Below are 4,864 nucleotides of genomic sequence, written 5' to 3'. Positions count from 1 at the left end.
CTCCGACGAACGCGGCGATCACGAAGGCGACACGAAGCGCGGTGACTGGAATTCCGAAATGCCGTCCCAGACCGGCGCAGACGCCGCCCGCCATCCGACCTTCGAGATCCCGATACCACTCGGAGGCGCTGGTGCGAGGGGAGAGCATACTTCCGCAGTAGCGGCACTTCACCGCGGCTTCCTTGATCTCCTCGGCGCAAAAAGGACAGGTCTTGGTACTCATGGTGTGCCCTCACGAAGACGACAACCCCAGCTCGCAAGGAGAGGAAGCGAGCCGTACGCGAGTGCGATAGCGAGGAGCAGGGAAATCGCGAACGCGGACGTCAGAAAACTCGCGGCCGCGGAAGGCAAATAGTGGTCGAGGGTGCTATGGAGCAGCACCACCTCGGCGACGCTGACGAAGGCAACGAAGGGCAGGCTCAGGACTCCAACGAGGGAGACCCGTCGCACGACGGTGCGTCGGACGGATCTCCGGTGCTCGAGATCGGCTCCGAGCCGCGCCAGAGTCCGCCGGACCAGCCCCTCGGGGACCTCGAATCCTGCTCCCGCCACCGTCTCGAGTAACCGTTCCGGCGTCATGTCGGCTCTCGGCTCAACGCGGCGCGAAGCTTTCGCAATCCGTGATGAAGCCTGCTCTTCACCGTACCTCGCGGAATCTCGCAGGCTTCTGCGATCTCGGCCTCTTCCAAGCCCTCGAAGTACTTCAGCACGATTACCTCACGATGCGTCTCAGGGAGGGTCGAGAGCGCCCGGAGCAGATCGGCGCGCGAAATCCAATCCGCTTCGTGACCTCTCCGGTCGGTTTCGGGCAATTCGTCGTCTCGGCAAAGCTCCGGATTGGCGCTATGAGCGAGCCGGTTGGCACGGTCACGAGCCAGGTTGAGCGCGATGGTGTAGATCCATGGCTTGAACCGTCGATGCGTGTCGTAACGAACGCTCGCTCGAATGGCACGCAGAAACGTTTCTTGGAAGAGCTCTTCGGCATCGGCGGCGTTATGAGAGAAGCGGTACAAGAATCCGAACAAAGGGCGCTGATAGCGCTCGACGAGGTGTTGAGCTGCCTTCTCGTCTCCCGCGAACATCTTTCGGGCGAGCTCTTCGTCCGAGGGTGAGCGCGAGGTTGCACTCAGGAGATCTCCTCCGTCGACCCTTTCTTCGACCGGTACCATTGCTGGAGTCTATCGAGATGTCGACGGAGCCACTGGATACCGCGCTCGAGAAGCGAGGGGTCGCCCCCTTTCTCGCCATCGAGCGAGCGGAGCAATCCGGCGAGGGGGGCCGGTCCGCCCGGTTCGTTAGGAAGCAGGAGCCACATCGTCACGTAGACGATCGGACCGATGAAGCTCACGAAGGTGAATACGATGAACAGGAGCCTCAACAAAGTGACCGAGATGCCGAGCGAATACGACAGTCCGATGGCGACACCGCCTATTTGTCGCCCCGGCCGATTCCGATAGGCTTCGTTCTCGATGGAGGCGTGCAGATGGCTCCTGCAGTGCGGGCAGATCACAGCCGCCACCGGAACCGGCTCGGCGCAAAATGGACAGATATCGCTCATCATTGTTTACTACCTTCGGCCAGCGTGAAAGGTTCAATTTCATGTAAATCTTCGGCGTCGTACCTCGCCAGACGGTACAATGATCTGAAACACTGCTCAGGGAGAGGTTTATGCAGGCGCGCTTGGTTCGGAACGATTGCGCCAAGTTGTGGGTGTCTTCCTTGGTCGTGGCTTCTCTTGTCGCGTGCGAGTCCAGCGAACGGCGACGGATGGAAGCTGGAGGAAACGCCGATGGGAGGATGCGTGTTCTGGCAGGGGGGGCCATCGTGGCGCCCTGGGCGTCTTCGCCCGATGAGGAGACGGTCATCGCGCCCTCCCACCTCGTCGACGCAATTCCCGCCCGGAACGCCGATGGAACCGTCAATGCCGTGGTCGAGATCCCCGCGGGAACCACGGCCAAGTTCGAAGTCGAGCCCGATAGCGGCGAGCTCAAGTGGGAATACCGGGACGGGGTTCCCCGTGTGGTTCCGTTTCTCGGATATCCGGGTAATTATGGCCTGATCCCCTCTACGCTCCTCCCGAAGAGTGAGGGGGGGGACGGCTATCCACTGGACGTCCTGGTGATCGGGCCGGCGTTGGGACGGGCGGAAGTCTCTCGAGTGCGGGTGATCGGGGTTCTTAGGCTTTCGGATGAAGGGGAAATCGACGACAAGCTCATCTGCGTTCCTTTGGAAAGTGAGCTACCGAGCCCCTTCACCGCTTTACGCGATATCGCCGATCTCGAACGCGACTACCCAACGGTTCCGGAGATACTGAAGCTTTGGTTTCTCGGCTACGATGGGCCCGGCGTCACCGAGTTTCGAGGTTGGGGAGGCTCGGGCGAGGCGATGGAGCTTCTTCGGCAGGCGGAGGCCGCGTACCAGCGCGGTGAAGGTGCTGCGACGACGCATCATTAACGCTTGGTCGGCCGAAATCTCGACAAACGATAGTCGTTGACTACGCGCAGGAGCACATTATATAAATGTGTGTTTGAACGGTTGGGTTGGGAACTAGCCGAACCCCCTCCTCTCTTTTTCCCGCCCGTTGAAACCACCCCAGCTTGATGGGCTCTCGGTCGCAAGATCCCCATCCTCGAGAGCGTTACCGAACGGAATGGTTGTGTCAGGAGGACGGGGAATATGCGGTCCTTGATCTCTCGCGCCCTGAGCGGCCGGCCATTTTCCAGGCCGAAGCTCCGGGTGGGGCGTGGTGTCACGATCGGTCTTGCCGTTTCATCTTTGATGGTCACCTTGGGAGCGGCCCAGAATCCCGAACGCGATCTGCATCTGGTTCGCACCCTTCCGGCGGCCGAATGGACCGAAACGCATGCCGCGGGCCTCGGCTTTTCCACGCGGGCCGATTCGTTCATCGTCTTGCTTGCGAACGAGGATGGCGCTGGGGATTACTCGGAGCTCGGCTTGATGCAGCCTCCGGGCACCTTGCGCAGACGCATAAGCATGCCGTTCTCGATCCCGGATGCGCTCAACGCAACCTTCGACAACCATGGTCACCGCTTGATCGCAGTAATCGATGATCGATTGTTCTTCCTCCGGGTGAATCGGAATGCTTTCACCGAGACCGGCGCGGAAGCCGGGTATTTGAGCGAGCCCCTCGAGCTCGGGGATGCTCGAGGGCTGACATCGGATCCGGCGACGGGGGACGTCTACATCCTCGACGGCTCCGGCCCGCGGCTCCTTGTTCTGAAGCCGGATGGCTCCACCGATCGAGTCGTTCCGGTCGAGTCGGTCGACTTGTCTCGGAGTCGGCTGACGGATCCGCGGGGCATCGCTTTCGATCCTTCGACCGGGCATTTCTACGTGTTGAGTCCTCCGCAAGGCCGAGTGTTCGAGCTCACTCCGGAGGGCATCGTCGTAGCCAGTCGCGACGTGTCCCACCTGAGTCTGGCCGGAGTGACGGGCATGGCGTTCGCTCCGAGCACGGATTCGACCGACGATTCCAACGTCTGGAACCTCTACCTGAACGATGGAAGCGAGTTGGGCGCGTCTTCGCCAAGCGAGGATCCGACCGCCGCAGGCTCGAGGGCTCGATTCTCACGCGCGTCAGCCGCGACGAGCCTTTACGAGCTGTCGACGATCGCGCCGACGGTCCTGGCACCTACGGCAACCGGCACTCTGGTTCAGGTCATCGATACCTCGCTGTTCTCGCCTCCGAGTCCCGATCCGGCCGGTATCGCCTATCTCACCTCTACGGGAAGGCTGTTGCTGAGCGATTCCGAGGTCAACGAAACGAGCCTCTATCAAGGGGTGAATGTTTTCGACATGACGTTTTCGGGGAACGTAGTCGATGGTTTCAATACGCTGGCCTATGCGGACGAGCCGACGGGCGTGGCGTTCAACCCCAATAATCTCCATCTCTTCATTTCCGACGACACGACACCTCACGTCTACGAGATCGACCCGGGGTCCGATGGGACCTATGCGACATCCGACGATATCGTCACATCGTTCGCGACCGCCGTTTTTGGCAGCGGCGATCCCGAGGGGGTTACTTACGACACTTGGTCCGATGTGCTCTTTATCGTCGATGGAGTGAACAGTGAAGTCTACCGGGTGGACCCCGGTGCCAACGGACTGTTCGATGGCGTGCCGCCGGCAGGAGACGATGAGGTCGCGAGTTTCGATACCGCCAGCCTCGGCGTGTCGGACCCCGAAGGAATCGCCTTCGACACCGACGGAGGCCACCTCTATATCGTTGGCAAGCCGGCTTCCCAGATAGCGCATGTTACGACCGACGGATTCCTGCTTCGAACCATCGACATTTCCTCTGCCAATGCGTTGAAGCCGGCCGGGCTAGCCTACGGCCCCGGGAGCGTCGACCCGCTGTCGATGAGCCTCTGGGTCGCGGCGCGTGGTGTCGACAACGACGCCGATCCGAACGAGAACGATGGAAAAGTCTACGAGATCTCCATCCCCGGAAGCGTCTCGCCCGGAAATCAACCTCCTTCCGTTTTCGCCGGTCCGGACCAATCCATCACGTTCCCCGAAGTCGCGGTGCTCGATGGGACCGTCACTGACGACGGCATTCCTTCGACTTCATCACTCACGACGACTTGGAGCCAGTCGAGTGGTCCGGCCAACGCGACTTTCGCCAACCCCAATGCCCAGGACACGACGGTCAGCTTCCCTTTGCCGGGCGTCTACATTCTGCAGCTGGGCGCGGATGACGGCGAGCTGCTCGACGCCGACACGATCACGATCACGGTGGCGGGAACCGGGGGTGAAAGCGTCGTCGACCTCCGAATCCAGAGAAGCTCCGATGATGCAGAGGAAGGGCCGCTGGCGGTAGACCTTTCCAGCTCCGACCTGG

Annotated in this window: 6 protein-coding genes; 2 read left to right on the top strand and 4 right to left on the bottom strand. The window is 61.2% G+C overall.

All coding sequences use genetic code 11. The annotated features are described in order from the left end of the window. From VEK15_20555 to VEK15_20540, 4 genes are all read right to left on the bottom strand, one after another. Positions 1-223: PspC domain-containing protein (locus VEK15_20555; GenBank protein ID HXV63104.1), on the bottom strand; the 223-nt coding region annotated here is incomplete at its 3' end. Then, complete coding sequence (locus tag VEK15_20550; GenBank protein ID HXV63103.1) at positions 220-579, bottom strand: hypothetical protein; 360 nt, start codon at positions 577-579, stop codon at positions 220-222. The genes VEK15_20550 and VEK15_20555, both read right to left, overlap by 4 nt. Continuing rightward, positions 576-1,169, bottom strand: a complete 594-nt coding sequence (locus VEK15_20545; GenBank protein ID HXV63102.1) for a sigma-70 family RNA polymerase sigma factor — start codon at positions 1,167-1,169, stop codon at positions 576-578. Before VEK15_20545 ends, VEK15_20550 begins: the two co-directional genes overlap by 4 nt. After that, entirely contained in the window at positions 1,127-1,561 is a 435-nt protein-coding gene (locus VEK15_20540) for a PspC domain-containing protein (protein HXV63101.1), read from the bottom strand. The genes VEK15_20545 and VEK15_20540 overlap by 43 nt, the downstream gene beginning before the upstream one ends. A gap of 236 nt (positions 1,562-1,797) precedes the next feature. Between VEK15_20540 and VEK15_20535 the strand changes: the two genes are divergently transcribed. Beyond that, a complete protein-coding gene (locus VEK15_20535; protein HXV63100.1) occupies positions 1,798-2,454 on the top strand; it encodes an inorganic diphosphatase in 657 nt (218 codons plus the stop codon). Between the two features lie 222 nt (positions 2,455-2,676). Further along, on the top strand, positions 2,677-4,864 hold a 2,188-nt coding region (locus tag VEK15_20530), incomplete at its 3' end, for a hypothetical protein (protein HXV63099.1).

It is taken from the genome of Vicinamibacteria bacterium (assembly GCA_035620555.1).
Classification (GTDB): Bacteria; Acidobacteriota; Vicinamibacteria; order Marinacidobacterales; family SMYC01; genus DASPGQ01.
The sequence above is the reverse complement of the archived record's forward strand: the minus strand, read 5'-3'. Positions and strand labels throughout refer to the sequence as shown.